We start from the raw sequence: 17252 nt of genomic DNA on the forward strand, positions 1-17252 counted from the left end.
CATGGCAATTACATTGACGATTAATCGAAAGAAAGTAAGCTTGGACATTGACTCCAATACGCCACTTTTGTGGGCTTTGCGAGATCATGTAGGTTTATTAGGAACCAAATTCGGTTGCGGCATTGCCCAGTGTGGCGCTTGCACCGTTTGGGTCAATGGGGAACCGATGCGCTCCTGCGTCTTGCCCATTTCGGCTGTTGGTAATGCTCAGATCACCACGATTGAAGGCTTGGATCCTGCAGGAAAACACCCGATTCAAGCGGCATGGGATGAATTAGACGTAGCGCAGTGCGGGTATTGCCAAGCAGGTCAAATCATGACGGCTGCGGCATTACTCAAGAAAAATCCGCACCCTTCGAAACAAGAAGTTGTCGACGGCATGGCCGGAAATATTTGTCGGTGTGGTACCTATCACCGCATCCAAGAAGCCGTTTTATTAGCCTCTAAAAAAGCCAAAAAATGAAAACGACACGTAGAAATTTTATCCAACAGACTGCGCTCTTTACGAGTGTGTTTACTTTGGGATTTGATTGGTTTGAATCCAAAGGTGCTGCGATGGCAATTGCGAATGAGCCAGGCCGATTTAACGCTTTTTTGAGCATAGATGCCTTAGGCAAAATTCGTTTATATTCCCCCAATCCGGAGATTGGACAAGGGATTAAGACGGCCTTTCCTGTCGTTGTGGCTGAAGAATTGGATGTGGATTGGAGGCAAGTGGAAGTTCTGCAGGCCAATTTAGATACGCAAAATTTTGAACGCCAATTGACCGGCGGTTCGGGTGCATTGAAACACTCTTGGGAGCGTTTACGTAAAGCGGGTGCGAGTGTGCGTCAGATGATGGTGCAAGCAGCCGCGAATCAATGGAAAGTTGATGCAAGCACTTGTAAAACCTCCAAAGGATTTGTTTTAGGACCTTCGGGTCAAAAGGCCTCCTACGGTTCATTGGCAGCTGAGGCTGCTAAATTGCCAGTACCTGCAACGGTTACATACAAAGACCGAAAGGATTACCAAATCATCGGTACACGCGTACGCGGCGTTGACAATAAATCGATTGTGACCGGGAAACCTGTTTTCGGAATAGATGTTCGTAAGCCGGGTATGGTGTTTGCGCAAATTGTCCGTCCGCCATTTGGGGCGACCTTAAAGTCGTTTTCGGCGGAGGATGTGAAGAAAATGCCTGGCATCATTGATGTCGTTTCGTTCAAAAATAAGGTCGCGATTGTTGGTACGAGCACCTATGAAATCATGCAAGCACGTCAGAATTTGACTTGTTCTTATGGTTCTGAGGCACCTTTGGAAGGCAATGATACCCATCAGGCTTGGTTTGATGCGGGGATGAAATCGGATAAGGCGACGCTCCAACGGAAAGATGGAGATTTTGCAAAAGCCATTTCGGAGGCGACCAAAGTGATCGAAGCTACTTATGAATGTCCGTTCATTTCGCATAGTCCCATGGAACCGATGAACTTTTTTGCGGATGTAAAACCGGGATCTGTTTTATTGGCCGGTCCAACCCAAGTTCCCCAACCGGCACAAAAAGCGATTGCGACTTTGTTGGGCGTTCCTGAAAATACGATACAAGTTGAGTTAACAAAAATGGGCGGAGGTTTCGGTCGGCGCTTAAGCAATGACTTTGCCTTAGAAGCTGCGGAATTATCGAGTATCATCAAAATGCCAGTTTTGGTGATGTGGACACGTGAGGATGATATGGGTGGAGGAACTTACCGACCGGCTGTACGATACCATTTCAAAGCAGGTATTGATGCCAAAGGAAATATAACAGCATTTTACCTGCGTGGAGTAGGCTTGAATGCAGGAAATTCTACTCGTCAAGATAATTTTCCAGTCGGAGCCATTGACCATGTATTGATCGAATCGGTGGATCAAAAATCTGCGGTGACGACGGGTCCTTGGCGCGCGCCGATTACCAATTTCTTGGGATTTGCTGAGCAAGCATTCTTAGATGAGGTGGCCGAAGCAGCAGGAAAAGATCCCATTCAGATGCGATTGGATTTACTTGCACGTGTAAAATCAAATCCCGTGGGTAAGATTACGTATGAGCCTGATCGTTTTGCAGAAGTCATTAAGCAGGTGGCTGAAAAGTCACAATGGAAGAAGAAACCAGGTGTACATCAAGGATTTAGCGTGTATTTTTCACATTTTTCTTATGTAGCGCAAGTGGCTGAAGTTCAGGTTAAAAATGGAAAAGCGCAAGTCACGCAGGTGACAGCCGTGACGGATTGTGGTGAGGTGATCAACTTGAGTGGCGCTGAAAATCAAGTTAAAGGAGCGATTATCGACGGTATGGGTCATGCGATGTTTGCCAAATTGAATTTTCAGGCGGGCGTGACGAGCCCAACGAATTTTAATGCCTATCGAATGATCCGCGGTAATGAAGTTCCGAAAATAGATGCTTATTTTGTAGATAATGGTATTAGTCCTACGGGACTCGGGGAGCCAGCATTGCCACCCACGGGTGGTTCGATTGCGAATGCGATCTATGCGGCGACCAAAAAACGATTCTACAAACAACCCTTTTATTGATGGCAACTCCCAAAGTTCAATATTTAGATAATTTACGCGTCACAGCCACGCTGGCTGTATTGCTGATCCATTCGGCAGCTAATGTCTTGTTGAGCTTTGGGAAAACGCCTGATTCTGCTTGGTGGTTTGCTAATCTCTATAATGGCGGATTTCGCTATGCGGTGCCCATTTTCGTGATGTTGTCGGGTGCTCTATTGTTGCCACGAGAAGAAGAAATGGATTCTTTTTTTAAGAAGAGTTTTCAACGAATCATCGTTCCTTTTCTGTTTTATAATTCAGTGTTCGCCATTTTTAATTGGCAGGTAAGATACGGGGGTCGTTCGCTCGGTTTTGATTGGGTTTTTAACCAATATTTCGAGGGTGCCTCCTATCATTTTTGGTACATCTACATGATCGTTGGGGTATATTTATTTATACCCATCATAGGAACATGGGTTCGTCAAGCGAAAGAAAGTCACATTCAATTCTTTTTAGGCATGTGGTTGGTAACCATTTTGTTTGATAATCCCCATTTTCCAGGCTTATCGCTTCCGATTAAATTACCCTATTTTACGGGTTATTTGGGTTATTTGGTATTAGGTTATTATGTTGCTCGGCATGATTTTTCGCGCGTATTTGCTTGGGTTTTATTTCTTATGGGTACGCTTTGGACGATGGAAGGAACTTACCTGCATTCGCTCGAGGATGGGAAGTTTTATGGCTTGCTTTATGCGAATTTCTCCCCGAGTGTAGTCATGTCGACGACGGGATTATTCATGTTGTTTAAATCCTACGAAGGAACCTTACCGGGTACGATCGCAGTGCGGGATTGGATTAGCTCCCATAGCTATGGGGTTTACTTGGTGCATATTATGGTTTTGTTTTATTTGGTGAAAATCAAAATATATGGCGGGATGTGGCATCCGAGTATTGGAATTCCTTTGACAGCCTTTACCTGTTTATTGATATCGGGTACAATTGTGTGGGTTTTGCGAAGAATACCCTTTGGGAAATACATCGCAGGTTAGAATAAATTCGTAACTTTAAATCAAACTAGTTCGATGATATGAAAATTTACACACTGATTCTTGTCTTTTGTGCCTCACTTTCAGGTGTTTTTGCACAGACTATTAGTTCTTCTACGATAGCAGCTGGTGGTGGTACGCAGCAGATTAATGGTAAATATTATTCGCATGTCATTGGACAAGCAAGTGTCGTAACGGGAACGAGTGTACAGTCGGGCCTAACGATGCGTCAGGGTTTTAAGCAGCCGAATTTATTAGCGAAAAGTATCCAAAATTCAGGTTTGAAGATCCAAGTAGCGATTGAAAATCCCATCAGCTTTACCGTTTTCCCTAATCCATTCAAGGATAAATTACGTATTTCCTTTTCGGCGGAAAGCACAATGCCAACCTATGTTGCCATTTATGATATCGTAGGAAGTACCATGTGGCAGGCGACATATCCTGAGAAAATTTCAGAAATCAATTTGACGGAGTTTCAAAATTTCCGTCAAGGCAAATACATTCTACATGTATTGCAGAAAGGAAAGCCATTCGTTACCTCAATCGTTAAAGAATAAGTTAGTTGATAATTTTGCCATCTTGCATTTCAATAATGCGTGATGTTTTGCTGGCAAATTCATTGTCATGGGTAACAATTAGCAGCGTTTGCTGAAATTCTTCTGCTAGCTGCTGAAAGGTATGGAAGACGATATCGCTATTTTTCTTGTCTAAATTTCCTGTAGGTTCGTCACCCATGATCAATAATGGGTCATTGATTAATGCCCTTGCGATTGCGACGCGTTGTTTTTGTCCCCCCGATAATTGATTCGGCATTTTGAGCGCTTCATGTTCGATGCCCAATACTTTCAGTTTCTCATACGCCCGGTGTTCTACTTCTTTTTCACTGTATTTGCCAAGTTTTAGGCCGGGTAACATGACGTTTTTTAAGACGTTGAATTCATTCAATAGGTAGTGGAATTGAAATACGAAACCAATTTTCTCATTCCGGACTTGCGCGAGTTCCTTTTCATTTTTATCTCCCATTAAGACAGAATCAATGAATAGATCGCCTTCATAGTCGGTGTCCATCGTAGATAATATATACAAGAGGGTCGACTTCCCGCATCCCGATTTACCAATCACCGAAACAAATTCGCTTTGATTTAAGCTGAAATTAATTTCATCCAATACCTTGATCGTCATGGGATCATGGAAGTATTTGGTGATGTTTTTAGCCCGTAAAACTTCTTTATGGAGATGTGTCATACTTATTTACCGCGGATGATGATGACAGGATCTATTTTGCTGGCTTTTCGTGATGGAAAATAACCTGCTAAATAGGTTGTTACGATGGAAAAAATTGAGGCAATGATGTAAAAAATGGGGTTGTAGTTGATCGGGAATGTCTTGATTGTAGGTAATGAATCCGTGTTAAATGGAATGTTGTCGATAATATTGGAAATGCCAAAACCTACAAGTAAACCCATCGCGCCACCGAAAACGCCGATACTTAAGGCGATAAAAATGAAGATCATGTTTACATCCTTGCCTGAAAATCCAATGGCCTTCATGATGGCAATGGAATCCATTTTTTCGTAAATCATCATGTTCAGGATGTTGTAAATTCCGAAACCCGCTACGACCAATAATGTCACACCTACCGCATAGGAAATAATGGTCCTGACTGAACTACCCGTTTCAAATTGGGAATTTGCTTGTTGGATATCGATGGCATCCGTTTCATAATAACGTTGGTATTCAATTGCCATGGCCGGCGCTTGAAGAATATCTTCTAACTTAACTTGAATGTCGGTGATGTAATTATTCGATACCCCAAGCAGTTTTTGTGTGGTACTGATGGAACAATAACTTTGCACACGGTCCAAATCTTGAAGTCCGGATTGGAAAACGCCGACAACTTTTAATTGTAAACGTTCTCCTTTGCTAGTGGTTACTTGTACGACATCGCCAATGTTGGCCGCCATTTTATCAGCAACACCTTTGCCCAAAATAATGCTGTTCGGAATGTTTTTTAAATCCAGGTAATTGCCTGCTGTGACATAATCAGAAAACATAAATAGACGGTTTTCTTCATCGGGGTCTATTCCATTGATAACACCTGTTAGATCAACGCTTCCGACATTATAAAAGACCTGCGCATTAATTTTAGGTGCAACGCCGAGCACGCGGTCATCGCGTTTGATGGCCTGCATGATTTGTGCACTGTTGTAAATTTCCAGTCGTTGGTTTTTGGGTTTTACAGAACGAACAAAGTTTTTCGTTTGGGGGGATAGTAAATCAACGGGTTGAATTTTAGATACATTGATGTCGTGGTACAAGCGAATATGAGCCGTACGATTCATTATTAAGCCATCGAGTAGGTCATTGAGTCCATTCATGAAACCGAGTAAGGTTACAAACATGGCAATACTAAACGTAACGCCTACGGCCGCGACCAAGGTTTGTTTCCATCTGGCTAAGAGTAGTGAAATGGATACCTGAATGATTAGCTTAATATTCATTATTCGGGTTTAATCACTTGGTCTTTTGCTGTTAATCCGCTCACGATTTCTGCTTTTTGAAAGTCGGTCAATCCCAATTTAACGATCCGTGTACTTCCATCAGCTAAGCTAATGATTGAGTCGTTTTTGATGTAATTTCTTGGCAAGATGAGTACATTTTGCTTGGACTGCAGGATGATGTTTGCTTCGAAGGTAACGTTCGGATATAGTTTTTGGGGAGCCTTTGTAAAGACAGCTTCAATTAAGAATGTTTTGTTTCGTTCATTCATGATGGAGGCGATTTTGCTAACCTCAGCTTCAAAATATTCGTTTTTGTATGCGTCAAAAGTTATGGCAACTTTTTGGCCTAATTTCACTTTAAAGATATCGTGTTCATCTACCTGCATTTCCAATTTGTAATTTTGGGTATTGCCTAATGTCGCGATGGGTGTTTGTGGACTTACAAGTTCTCCTTTTTCTTTTAGCAGGCTAAAGATGGTCCCTTTTACCTTACTTTTTAAAATGAAGTCATCACTTTGTCTTGCCGAAATTTGTACATTTTTTTTAGTCTGAGCGGAGCTAAAATTGATTTGGCGCTTGAGGTCTTTATACCGTTGATTGGCTGAAAGGTAATTGGCTTTAGAACTTTGGTAATTGAGTTCTTTTTGTTCGAATTCAACGCGTGTGCCTACTTGCTGTGCCCATAATGCTTTTTGACGCACAAATAAACTAGAGTCAAGTTTCAATTTCGCTTTTGCGGTTTGTGCGAGCGCTTCGGCTTCCATTATTTTGCCTTGGTTATTCGCTGCATCATTGAAATTGGCTGCCAATTGGGCATTTTCCAAATTGAATTTTTGGGTCTCATTGGAAACGCGAAGTAGGGGAGTCCCCACATCAACGTTTTGTCCTTCTTTAACGTAAATTTCTTCGATAATTCCACTGACAGAAACGAAAGCTTGGTATTGATCCACTGATTTAACTGTACCCGAAGCGTAAATCGATTCGGTGATGTTACCCGTTGTAGGATTGATGCTTTCTTTCTTTTTTGAACAAGCGAATAGACTTATTCCAGCTAAAATGAGTAATGCTTTTGCTTTCATTTTGCTAAATTAAGCTTTTCACTCCATAGAAAAAATGATATTAGTCTCGAATGCAACGGACACTGAATCCGGCATCTTTGTCGTTTGTAGAGGTCGTTGACCTTCCGCTTAGGGTTGGAATTACATATGCGCGTGCATGGGTTGTCGAATATGATGTATTCGACCAATAATGGACCGTGCTTCCTCTTTCCCCAAGCGTCCCAGTAAGGCCTAAGTATCCCGCGGCATGCATTTTTAATTCCGAATTAAATAGACTTGTTAAATTTGTGGCAGCCAATTCTACTGCCTGCCATTCGACATAAGTGGGTAATCGCCAGCCGGTTCCTAATTCAATCGTACAAGGATCGTTTCCCGTCGCCCAATCTGTATTAACTAGCGCTTGGGCTGGCCATGCAGATGAAGGTGTTCGGGAAGATGTATATTGATATCCTTTTTTAGCCCCAAATTGCCAATACCAGCCTGAAGCTCCTTCTGTATTATCTGTTGCACTTGCCGGCGCTGAAGCTGATCCTAAGTTCTGTAAAATCCAACATTTGCTCTCTCCCGTAATGCTTGAATAGGCCAAGTTGTAGATAACCGTTTTCGCCACAGGTGCTACTCCTCTGCTCGTGATATGATTGACGATCATGTTGGTGCAAGGAGGCAAAATATTGAGTCTTCCTGTTGGTTCAACTCCATCAAGTGTTTGTTTCTTCCCCGCTTTGTTAATGAATTCTGCTCGCGTAGTGGATAGTCTTCCCTCTACCGTGATTGACTGCGCATAGACTGTGTTAATCGTAAGCAATACGATTCCGATGAAATATCTAGTATTCATAATCAAATTGGATTCGGTCGCCTGCAGCCAATGTAAACGCACTGTTGTTTGCAGGGATGTAGGTGACAGTTCGAGTACTCAAGGTATAGGCATTTTTATCAATCCGTACGCCATTGATAAACATTTGCACTTTACTGTTTGAGGCAGGTGTTTGTGTTAATGTAAAAGTTGTTTGTCCTACCGTAGCAGTAAACTGGTCACTTTCATCTGTATCTGGTGCCGAGACAGTCCAGGTAGACCCTACTACCTTGAGCACATATCCTGCTGTACTCGGAGCAAGACTTGTCACGGCACCTGTTCCGTTACCAATCAAAAGCGCTCCTGATGTAAGGGTTGTAGCTCCCGTACCTCCTTGATCGACCCCAACCGTTCCTGAAGAACTCAGTATTTTTGAGGCATCGGAGAAAACGACTTTGGAAGCTGTTAAGGCTGAATTGGTCAAATTACCCGTTACGCTTAAGGTTCCTCCAACACTACTGTTACCGGAACTTGTAATGCTCGCAAAGGTTTTCGCACCACCAAACGTTTGTGCCCCTGTATTGACTATACCAGGATTTGTAGCATCAGCAGGGCTGAGGCTTAAGACATTGTTACTGATTGTTAAGCCATTCGTTGTGCTAGTTCCCACAGAACCCACCGAAATAGCTGTTGGGATTGTCGCTGTCCAAGATGTGCCATTCCATGTCAAAACCTGACCATTGCTAGAAGGGACAATCGTTGCGATTGAACTCGTTCCATTTCCGATAACAACCCCATTCAAGGGAATACTTGCTAGCCCGGTTCCACCTTGCGCAACGCCAACGGTTCCACTCGAACTTAAGTTTTTACTAATATCGGTGAAGACTACTTTGGATGCCGTTAATGCCGAATTCGTTACAGTTCCAGTCACACTTAGGTTTCCACCGACACTTCCATCTCCTGTGCTTATAATGCTTGAGAAGGTTTTGGCACCAGCAAAAGTCTGAGCTGCTGTTGTCATGATACCCGCATTGGTCGCATCTGCAGGACTTAAGCTAATTTCCCCACCCGCGGTGATGGTTAAACCTTTCGCGGTAGAACTTGCATTTACTGTGCCGAGTGTAACCGTTGGGGATGCGTTTTCCACATTCCAAACTCCCAAACGAGAAACTAAGATTTGACCATTGGTACCTGGGTTGATTGTCGATAGGGCAGATGTTCCATTGCCTACGATAATTCCCCCACTTGTGAAAGTGCTGGCACCCGTACCTCCTTGATCCACGCCAACTGTCCCTGAAGAACTTAAGACTTTAGAGGCATCGGAGAAAACAACTTTAGATGCGGTGAGGTTTGCATTTGATAAATTTCCCGTCACACTCAAGGTCCCAGAACTTGTGATGCTTGCAAAAGTTTTAGCACCAGCAAATGTCTGCGTCCCGGTAGTTATTATACCCGGATTTGATACATCCGCAGGACTTAAACTTAACACATTGTTTGTGATTGTTAAGCCATTGGCTGAACTACTTCCTACGCTTCCGACCGTAACAGCAGTGGGTATCGTCGCAGCCCATGATGTGCCATTCCAAGTGAGAACCTGTCCACTCGCATTGGGTACGATGGTGTTAATGGCACCTGTTCCGTTTCCAATCAAGACTCCATTGGAAGAAATCGTTGATAAACCCGTTCCCCCCAAATTAACCGGCAAGCTTGCTGTAGATACCAATAAATTATTGGCATCCGTCATTACGACCTGACTCGTATTTGTTCCCGTCGTTTTCAATCCTGTAAATGCGCCGGTCGATGGGGTAGTCGAGCCCACGGGGGTATTCTGAATGCTTCCTGCTTGAATTGCCCCAGCCGTATTCATCCGCGTAATATTAGCATTCCCTAATTGAATGGTATTGTCGGCATTCACAACGGCTCCCGAACCAATCGCGATGGTATTGCTTAAGTTACCACTACCTACTCCTGCACCTTGTCCGATGGCGGTATTCCCAATTCCTGTCGTATTAGTACTCAAGGCTCCAGCTCCTATTCCTGTGTTGTTTGTCCCACTGGTGTTCACGGTTAAACTTTGATAACCGATTGCCGTATTGTTTGATCCAGTTGTATTGCTTGTAAATGCACTTTTACCCACCAACGTATTTGCATCGAGTCCTCCACCACCATTACCAATCATCAATTGATTGATTTTAAGATCTTGCGCAAAGGTTTTAGCTCCTGCAAGTGTTTGTGTTCCAGCAGTTAAAACACCTGGATTAGTCGCGTCTGCTGGACTTAATTTCAATTCTCCTCCTAAGAGCGTCATCCCATTTGGGGTACTGCTTGAATTAAGGCTACCCACGGTTGTGGCAACACCTAAACTACTAATTGCATTAGCTGACCACGTACTACCATTCGAGCTTAGGACATATCCTGATGCACCTGGGCTGATATAACCCATCGTGGTGCCTCCTACGAGTAAAGCATTATTTGTTAAGCTAGTTACACCTGTTCCACCGTTAGCAATCGCAAGCGTGTTCGTCACTTTCGTACTTAAATCAATGTTTCCTGCCAACATGGAATTGCTTACTTTCGAAGCGCCAATTGTCGTGACGCCCGTATTATTCATGGTAATATCTCCCGAAAGATTTCGTTCGACCGCGGCATTACTTGCATTTCCAATCAGCACTTTGCCATCATTTAAAATGGTGCCTGCCAAGGTAGTGTTGGACAAAGGAATTTCAGATACATTGGAAATACGACCTTTTGCATCAACGGTGATTTGCGGTATCAAAGCATTACTTCCATATACGCCCGCAGTAACGGTGGTATTGGCTAATGTCGTACTGATGGCCCCTGTTCCAGATCCCGTTAGATCACCACTCAATGTGATGGTTTGATCCCCTGTATTCGTTCCCGATATACTAGCATCACTCGCAACCGTTAAGATCTTCGTAGTCGTTCCACCCGCAATGGTAAACCCTGTAAGATTGCTTGTTAATTGTAAGCCATTGATGGTCTTATTCGTCAATGCTTCAGCCCCAGCTAAGGTAGTTAATGTACCGCTAGTAGGTAAGGTTACATTCGTTGCGGATGTTGTATTCAATATTAGGGCATTTGCTCCGCTTGTTGTCAAATTGCCACCCAAAGTAATGGTCTTACCTGTGTTGTTCACGCCTGTTCCTCCTTTTGCTCCCGATATTGTGCCTGTTATTTTGTCGTCCGAAACAGAACCTGAAGCTAATTTAGCATTGTTGATGGCACCATTGGAAATAATTGGATTAGTGGCTGATGAACTTGGTCCTGCCAAATCACCTCCTAAACGGACTTTGCCTAGTGTTAGGTTTGTCGCTTCCGTTGTGGAATTTGTTACCTGAGCGTCTACATAGTTCTTGTTAGCGACATCCGAAGATGCGGTAGGTGCATCCGTTTGTTGAATTTTTGTGCCCGTTGGGAAGACCAAATTTCCTCCCATGGTTGAACCTGTCAATTTCACATACCGAGCATCCAATGCTGCCTGACTCGTCGTGATTTCATTCCAAATACTACCATCGTAAATGAATGCTCGTCCATTGTTTGTTGCCGTAGGATCTGCTGAAACAATGTAGACGTCACTGTTAATAGGAGAACTAACAACAGGTGAAAAATTGCCTCCATTGTAGATACCCGTGTATGTAGTACCAAATCGGAGCGCAATGTTGCCATTGGCATCCGGTAAATAGCCATTGACTTTCTGAACGGCGCCTGTGATATCGCTTACGGGAATGGACGAAACTGTGGAAAACGGATTGCCTGCTTTCACATAACCAGCTGTTAAACTAGCTGTTCCTAATCCTCCATTACTTGTGGCCAGAATTGCATTGCCACCAATCGTTCCATTTAATAAAACGTTACTCATGGTTGCGCCTGTCGTTCGGACAACACTTCCAGTTCCAGATGTTGAAATCTCCGAAGGTGTTGCGGCCGTTGCGCCAAAATTTCCGATCAATTTATCAGGATTGATCGTCTGAAAATTTGCTAAGGAAATGCTTTGAGTCGCTAATTTGTTCTCAACATATATTTTTACGGCATGTTGCGTGGGGAATTCAATCGAACTATTTGCATCAATACTTCCATCTGATTTATTCGCCGTGTTCTCTTTCAGATTTAAAGCGGTTTGCGTTGCTGATCCAATATTGCCGGCTGCTGATGCATCTACATAGCTTTTGACTGCTTTTTGACTTGGGTATAATTGATCGCTTGGAGCGGTATTGCCTAGGTCGGTAGCGATGGATTTATTGCTGCTCAATTCTGCGCCAACAACATCAGCCACAGGAATCGTTAGATTACTCGTCATCGCTGCACTGCCGTTTCCTTTAATATAACCTGTCAAGGTTCCGTTTGTACCTGTACCACCATGAGATGAATTGACAATCCCGTTAACATTTTCTGCGTTTCCGGGAATACTGCCGGCTACTTTTGTGCCATCAACTCCAACTATTTTGGCATTCGTTACAGCTAAGTCCGCAATTTTGTTGCTGCTAATGCTATTGTTGGTAATCACGGGTGCACCAGCTGTGGACCCTGTTCCAGCTAAATCACCCCCTAATTTAATTTTACCAAAAATACTTGTTGTGGCATCCGGTATGGTTCCTTGTGCAATTTGGTTATCTACATAAGTCTTGACGGCTGATACACTTGGATATTTGGTGCTAGATGGAGCATCCGCTGCAATATCACTGCTTTTATTGGTTGAGGCTTCTGCTCCACTAATATCGGCAACGGGTATGGTGCTAACCGCCTGCATGGCAGATGTACCGAAACCTTTTACGTAGCCATTCAAAGTTCCTGCAACACCCGTACCGCCATGGGTAGGCAAGACTGTACCCGTTACGTTTGAAGCTTCTCCGGCAATATTTCCATTGACCTTCGTACCCGAGATTCCTGCAATTTTTACATCAGTGATAGCGGCATCCGCTACCTTACTCGTACTAATCGCATTATCGCGAATAATCGGGTTATCAGCGGTACTAATACCAGCTGCTAAATCACCTCCTAGGCGAATTATCCCCTTATCAGTCAAACTAGCATCTTGAATGACCACTGCGCCAAAACGCGCGTCTACGTAGGATTTGACTGCGTTTTGTGTAGGATACAAAGTATTACTTGTGCCTAATGCGGTTGCCGTTGACTTGTTTGACAGGTCTTCCTTGGTAGCATAATTGATTGATGCGGCTGATAATTCCTGCTGGACAAATGATGTCGTTGCTAATTGATCTGAATTCGTACCCACACCTTGTCTTACCCCAATTGTTCCCGTCGGGAGCGAGGGAGTTCCTGAAAATATAGGCGATATTTTGTCTGCTTTCGCGTTCAAATCGGCACTTAGTGCAATGCCCTGGGTGGCTTGATCCACATACGTTTTCACGGCACGCGCACTTGGGAATTTGATGTCGGATGTTCCATCGGTAGGAATGCTCAAGGTCTTGTTACTGGTATTTTCCTTTAAGACTAAACCTGGCACCGTGGGATTAATAGCCGTTCCAGCCAAATCGCCTGCCAATTGTATTTTTCCAGCTGCTAATGTTGTTGCATCCGGTGTGCCTGAGACCGTTACGGTCGAAATCACTTGATCTACATAGGTTTTTACGGCCCGCTGACTGGGGTATAATTGATTACTCGGATTCGTGTTTCCTAAATCCGTCGCGGCTGATTTATTTCCTAAGGATTCAAATGAACCACCTAAACCATTGATTTGATTAACTAACGTCGTTTGATTCTGATTAATTTGATTGTTTTGTTGGTCAATGCGAGCACTGAGATTCTGCGTGATAAGTATCGTTTCATTTAACAACTTGCCTTGTTCCTCTATTTTGGTTTCGAGCGTCAATTGTTGATTCTTGATTAAAGTAAACGTAGTTAAATTCTCTGTTTGGTTATCTGTAATTCTTTTCTCTAAAGGCTTCAAATCATTTGCAATCAAATAACCCGCGTCATTTGTAAAGTGTGAAACAGCTTTAGGGGCATTATTGATGTTTTTATATTCCACCGCGTCCGCATAAAGCGCATATGGGCTATATAAAAGTGTCTGATTACTTACTTCCAGGAAATTGGATTGCCCCTCGATTTTGACCGCAACCACGAGTACCTTGTTTTGGCCACTCCATACCAATTGGTCAAAATTTGAACCTGTTGATTTTTTGCCTTTACCAATTGTCAAATTGATTAAACCAAACTCATCCGTTTGCGTCTCGTGTGTTTCTTCAAAATCAATCGAGTTATTCGTTTTTAGCGTAAAACGAATTGTGACGGTCTTGTTTTGAAGTGCTTGGCCTTGAATAAAAGTTCCTGGAATTTGATAAGGACTTGGATCCTGAATGACAGCCTGGTATTGGATTCCTTTCGTTTGCGCAAAACTTATGAATGCAAACGGGATGAACATAAGAATAAGTAAATATCTTTTCATCTGATTTATTTTGATAGTGGTTGAATGGTAATTCCAAAGAGAATACTCGTGGGACTGATGGCTAAACTCGTTCCTTGTGATTGTTTGGGGGATAGGCTCGATACTTGACGGTAGGCAATGGAGATGCGAATATTATCAGATATTGTTTGTTGGACCCCTACCTGATATCCTCCCATTCCCAAGATTCCATTAAACTGAATGTCATCCTTCAAATCCATGAACCGATTGTTTACCCATTGATTTCCATGAAGTAACTGTGAAATCTGTAAAATACCGGATGCCTGCATGCTCAAGCCTTTGTAGAGTTGTTGCGTGTATTGAAGGGATGGGCTAATTCCGATATAATCTGTTTGGTAGCTATAGGATACATTGGCAGCATCTCCTACTGCATTGTATTGGTTGATATTTAGTTCTACGCCCCACTTGAATTTACCCAGGAGCTTCGCTAATCCTGTATGTTGATTGAAGAAAATGACCTTAGGGCTTGATTTTAACAATAGGGCAGCCGTGTCAACTAATTTTCGCTGGTATTGTACGGCATAAATATTGCCTGAACCCGTTTTAATGCCTGCAATCGCATTGCCCGCATTGTTTTTAAAATCAAAGGTCGTCAGATTAGTCCCTGCGTGAAAACTCCATTGTTGGGCGCTAGATGTATAGGTTATGAATAGGAATAATAGCCATATAGCTACTTTTCCCTTCATCGCCTGGGCGATTAGGTGTGCGAACATATTTTATTAGAACTAGATTATACTGCAAAGTAGCAATTTCAATCGGTAATAAATATCAGAAAACTGATAATCTGTTGCTTTATGCGGAGGCATTACGTTATTTTAGTGAAAAGATTGAAATATGAGAATATCAAGAGTTGCCAACTATCAGGAATTGAGTGCATTAGCAGCTAGCTACATCGTTGAAGAAGTTAAAGCAAAACCCGATTTGCTTTTTTGTGCAGCCACTGGTGGATCTCCTACGGGGATGTACGCGGAAATGCGCAAAGAGAAGGAAGTATTTCATCAAATGCGGGTCATTAAAATGGATGAATGGGGAATTATTCCTTCAGAGCATCCTGACTCTTGCGAGTCCTATCTACAAAAACACTTATTGGAGCCGCTCGACATTCCAGCGAATCGATATGTGAGTTTTGATCCTAATTCAGCAGTTCCAGAAAAGGAAATTCAGCGCATTGAATCCTACATTCAGGCGAATAGCCCGATGGATATCTGCATCCTTGGTTTAGGAAAAAATGGTCACATTGCCTTCAATGAACCTGCCGAATTTCTGCAGCCTGGTTTTCATAAGGCCACATTAGCTGAATCAACGATTCAACATGACCCTGCCTTGTCGCAAGGCGCCGAACCAGCTTTCGGTTGGTGTGTCGGTATGCAAGGTATTTTGCAATCAAAAAAAATCATCTTCTTGGTCACTGGAAAAGGCAAAGAGGCCGCATTGGAGCAAATATTAACCAAACAAATTAGTACGGATTGTCCGGCATCTTTTCTTTGGTTGCATTCTAATGTGGAATTAATCACGGATTATCAATAGCCGACAATGAATAAAGTTTTCAATAACGCCGGAGAAGCTATCCATGACATACATGCAGGTGTGAGTATCCTCATGGGTGGTTTTGGTTTAACGGGTGTGCCTGAAAACTTAATCACTGCGCTGGTTGACCGAGGAACTTCTGAAATCACATGTATTTCCAATGAAGCTGGTTTAGCCAATTTTGGTATTGGCCGATTGCTCAGTCGAAAACAAATTTCGAAAATGATTTGCTCCTATATCGGGGAAAATCATTTGTTCGAAGATTTAATCATCCATGGGCATCTGGCCGTGGAATTAGTCCCCCAAGGCACCTTGGCTGAGCGCATTCGTTGCGGAGGCGCAGGCATTCCAGCTTTTTATACGCCAGCAGGAGTCGGGACGGAGGTCGCTGCAGGGAAAGAAACCTGTGAATTTGAGGGTAAAAAATATTTATTGGAAAAGGCCATTACAGCCGATTATGCTTTTGTCAAGGCATGGAAAGGGGACACAGAGGGTAATTTAATCTATAAAGGAACTTCTCAAAATTTCAATCCTGTCGTGGCCATGGCGGGTAAAATCACCATTGCCGAAGTAGAAGAATTGGTTCCTGCGGGTTCTTTGGATCCGAATCAAATTCATACGCCAGGCATTTATGTGCAGCGCATTTTTCAAGGAAAGGACTACGAAAAGCCGATCGAGCACTTGACGCATCAATTGGATGCGGAGGAAATCAAGGAGCTAAGTCCGGAGGATCTCAAGAAAGAAATCATTGGAAAGCGTCTTGCCCAAGAAATTAAGGATGGCGATTATGTGAATTTGGGAATTGGTATTCCAACCCGCGTTGCGAATCACATCCCAAAGGGAATGAAAGTGATTTTGCAATCGGAAAATGGTTTGTTGGGCATAGGTCCATTTCCATTGGAAGGGCAGGAGGATGCAGATTACATCAATGCGAGCAAACAAACCATTACCGTTGAGTCGGGTGGATCTGTTTTCGGATCCGAACAAAGCTTTGCCATGATTCGTGGGAACCATATTGATGTGACGATTTTGGGTGGAATGGAAGTTTCGGAACAGGGGGATTTGGCCAACTGGAAAGTACCCGGAAAAATGGTCAAAGGCATGGGCGGCGCGATGGATTTGGTCGCTTCAGCGGATAAGGTGATTGTTGCGATGTTGCAAACTACTTCGGATGGTAAATCTAAACTGGTCAGTTCTTGTTCTTTGCCCTTGACGGGCGTCCGTTGTGTGACCCGTGTTATTACGGAATTAGGCGTGTATGATATTTTGCCAGGAGGAGGATTTAAGCTCATTGAAATCCAACCGGGTGCGACATTTGAGCAAATTCAAGCCGCAACGCGTGGTCGATTAGTCAAATAGTATTTTTTGATGATTTAATTT

Annotated in this window: 12 protein-coding genes; 6 read left to right on the forward strand and 6 right to left on the reverse strand. The window is 43.2% G+C overall.

The genetic code is table 11. The annotated features are described in order from the left end of the window. Position 1 precedes the first annotated feature (1 nt). The 4 genes from PQG45_RS01790 to PQG45_RS01805 are packed head-to-tail and all read left to right on the forward strand — an operon-like array spanning position 2 to position 4105. Positions 2-463: a (2Fe-2S)-binding protein gene (locus tag PQG45_RS01790; protein ID WP_315575774.1), complete on the forward strand. Its 462-nt coding sequence runs from the start codon at positions 2-4 to the stop codon at positions 461-463. Continuing rightward, the gene (locus tag PQG45_RS01795) at positions 460-2544 is read left to right on the forward strand and encodes a xanthine dehydrogenase family protein molybdopterin-binding subunit (RefSeq protein WP_315575773.1); all 2085 of its coding nucleotides are present in this window, start codon (positions 460-462) and stop codon (positions 2542-2544) included. Before PQG45_RS01790 ends, PQG45_RS01795 begins: the two co-directional genes overlap by 4 nt. Further along, on the forward strand, positions 2544-3551 hold the full coding sequence (locus PQG45_RS01800) for an acyltransferase (protein WP_315575771.1): 1008 nt from the start codon (positions 2544-2546) through the stop codon (positions 3549-3551). Before PQG45_RS01795 ends, PQG45_RS01800 begins: the two co-directional genes overlap by 1 nt. 38 nt (positions 3552-3589) lie before the next feature. Continuing rightward, on the forward strand, positions 3590-4105 hold the full coding sequence (locus PQG45_RS01805) for a T9SS type A sorting domain-containing protein (RefSeq protein ID WP_315575769.1): 516 nt from the start codon (positions 3590-3592) through the stop codon (positions 4103-4105). A gap of 1 nt (position 4106) precedes the next feature. On the opposite strand, the gene PQG45_RS01810 is transcribed toward PQG45_RS01805, so the two are convergent. Genes PQG45_RS01810 through PQG45_RS01835 form a run of 6 tightly spaced genes read right to left on the reverse strand, consistent with a single transcriptional unit; the run spans position 4107 to position 15058 of the window. Further along, positions 4107-4793: an ABC transporter ATP-binding protein gene (locus PQG45_RS01810; protein WP_315575768.1), complete on the reverse strand. Its 687-nt coding sequence runs from the start codon at positions 4791-4793 to the stop codon at positions 4107-4109. A gap of 2 nt (positions 4794-4795) precedes the next feature. Continuing rightward, complete coding sequence (locus tag PQG45_RS01815; protein WP_315575767.1) at positions 4796-6049, reverse strand: ABC transporter permease; 1254 nt, start codon at positions 6047-6049, stop codon at positions 4796-4798. Further along, on the reverse strand, positions 6049-7128 hold the full coding sequence (locus tag PQG45_RS01820) for an efflux RND transporter periplasmic adaptor subunit (protein ID WP_315575766.1): 1080 nt from the start codon (positions 7126-7128) through the stop codon (positions 6049-6051). The genes PQG45_RS01815 and PQG45_RS01820 overlap by 1 nt, the downstream gene beginning before the upstream one ends. A gap of 40 nt (positions 7129-7168) precedes the next feature. Continuing rightward, positions 7169-7942 (reverse strand): hypothetical protein, encoded by a 774-nt coding sequence (locus tag PQG45_RS01825; RefSeq protein ID WP_315575765.1) that lies wholly within the window; start codon positions 7940-7942, stop codon positions 7169-7171. Next, positions 7932-14327: a beta strand repeat-containing protein gene (locus PQG45_RS01830; RefSeq protein WP_315575764.1), complete on the reverse strand. Its 6396-nt coding sequence runs from the start codon at positions 14325-14327 to the stop codon at positions 7932-7934. The genes PQG45_RS01825 and PQG45_RS01830 overlap by 11 nt, the downstream gene beginning before the upstream one ends. A gap of 5 nt (positions 14328-14332) precedes the next feature. After that, positions 14333-15058: a hypothetical protein gene (locus PQG45_RS01835; protein ID WP_315575763.1), complete on the reverse strand. Its 726-nt coding sequence runs from the start codon at positions 15056-15058 to the stop codon at positions 14333-14335. A gap of 121 nt (positions 15059-15179) precedes the next feature. Between PQG45_RS01835 and PQG45_RS01840 the strand changes: the two genes are divergently transcribed. Further along, entirely contained in the window at positions 15180-15872 is a 693-nt protein-coding gene (locus tag PQG45_RS01840; RefSeq protein WP_316070191.1) for a 6-phosphogluconolactonase, read from the forward strand. A gap of 6 nt (positions 15873-15878) precedes the next feature. Beyond that, a complete protein-coding gene (locus PQG45_RS01845; protein ID WP_316070192.1) occupies positions 15879-17231 on the forward strand; it encodes a 3-oxoacid CoA-transferase in 1353 nt (450 codons plus the stop codon). Positions 17232-17252 lie beyond the last annotated feature (21 nt).

Source organism: Aquirufa regiilacus, assembly GCF_032470275.1.
In the GTDB taxonomy this organism is placed as follows: Bacteria; Bacteroidota; Bacteroidia; order Cytophagales; family Spirosomataceae; genus Aquirufa; species Aquirufa regiilacus.

Excerpts from the sequence above, each read along its gene's own strand:
- PQG45_RS01790 (WP_315575774.1), top strand. The coding sequence starts at position 2 with ATGGCAATTACATTGACGATTAATCGAAAGAAAGTAAGCTTGGACATT.
- PQG45_RS01795 (WP_315575773.1), top strand. The coding sequence starts at position 460 with ATGAAAACGACACGTAGAAATTTTATCCAACAGACTGCGCTCTTTACG.
- PQG45_RS01800 (WP_315575771.1), top strand. The coding sequence starts at position 2,544 with ATGGCAACTCCCAAAGTTCAATATTTAGATAATTTACGCGTCACAGCC.
- PQG45_RS01805 (WP_315575769.1), top strand. The coding sequence starts at position 3,590 with ATGAAAATTTACACACTGATTCTTGTCTTTTGTGCCTCACTTTCAGGT.
- PQG45_RS01810 (WP_315575768.1), bottom strand. The coding sequence starts at position 4,793 with ATGACACATCTCCATAAAGAAGTTTTACGGGCTAAAAACATCACCAAA.
- PQG45_RS01815 (WP_315575767.1), bottom strand. The coding sequence starts at position 6,049 with ATGAATATTAAGCTAATCATTCAGGTATCCATTTCACTACTCTTAGCC.
- PQG45_RS01820 (WP_315575766.1), bottom strand. The coding sequence starts at position 7,128 with ATGAAAGCAAAAGCATTACTCATTTTAGCTGGAATAAGTCTATTCGCT.
- PQG45_RS01825 (WP_315575765.1), bottom strand. The coding sequence starts at position 7,942 with ATGAATACTAGATATTTCATCGGAATCGTATTGCTTACGATTAACACA.
- PQG45_RS01830 (WP_315575764.1), bottom strand. The coding sequence starts at position 14,327 with ATGAAAAGATATTTACTTATTCTTATGTTCATCCCGTTTGCATTCATA.
- PQG45_RS01835 (WP_315575763.1), bottom strand. The coding sequence starts at position 15,058 with ATGTTCGCACACCTAATCGCCCAGGCGATGAAGGGAAAAGTAGCTATA.
- PQG45_RS01840 (WP_316070191.1), top strand. The coding sequence starts at position 15,180 with ATGAGAATATCAAGAGTTGCCAACTATCAGGAATTGAGTGCATTAGCA.
- PQG45_RS01845 (WP_316070192.1), top strand. The coding sequence starts at position 15,879 with ATGAATAAAGTTTTCAATAACGCCGGAGAAGCTATCCATGACATACAT.